The following is a 528-nucleotide window of genomic DNA, read 5'->3' as shown; positions in this document are numbered from 1 at the left end:
GGGGTTTAGGAACTTCGGCCACTACGTGCTGCGCTGCTTGCTCCACTCCGGGCAGCTATCAGCCCGGGTCAACGCACTCTAGAACCGGAAGAGCCTGATATGTCATCTCGATCGCTAGGTACAGAGGTGGAGACCGACTGTTATCGAATCGAGACGCAATGAGGAGCAGTAGTACCTAGAGGAGTTGTTCGAGTGGCCCGAATTCAGCTTCGGCTACAAGAGAGGCTCCAAGCAACGCACCCGGGATGGGGGTGGATTCGCCGATCAAGTGCGGGACGTGCAAAACTCTGCCTTCGAGACGTCTAGAAAGCTCAGGAATCAAGAAATCCGCAAGGGCAGAAAAACGCCCGGCTAGAACGATGACCTCTGGGTCTAGCAGTGCACAGACATTGACCAACGCCATCGCAAACTCGTCGAGCACCTGGCTCGTAAGCGGCTCTTCACAATCCAGGGTGTAGGTAGCGTTGTTCGGGTTTGCGGCGTGGCGGCTGGTTGAAGGGGTCGAGGCCCTCCGAAGATGAAGGTTTC

General features: G+C 56.6%; 1 protein-coding gene. It reads right to left on the bottom strand.

Features of this window, described 5'->3' with window-relative positions:
* Window positions 1-175: 175 nt before the first annotated feature.
* On the bottom strand, window positions 176-528 hold a 353-nt coding region (locus tag BSZ39_RS13080; protein ID WP_222842984.1), incomplete at its 5' end, for a hypothetical protein.

It is taken from the genome of Bowdeniella nasicola (genome assembly GCF_001907295.1).
In the GTDB taxonomy this organism is placed as follows: domain Bacteria; phylum Actinomycetota; class Actinomycetes; order Actinomycetales; family Actinomycetaceae; genus Bowdeniella; species Bowdeniella nasicola.
The sequence above is the reverse complement of the archived record's forward strand: the minus strand, read 5'-3'. Positions and strand labels throughout refer to the sequence as shown.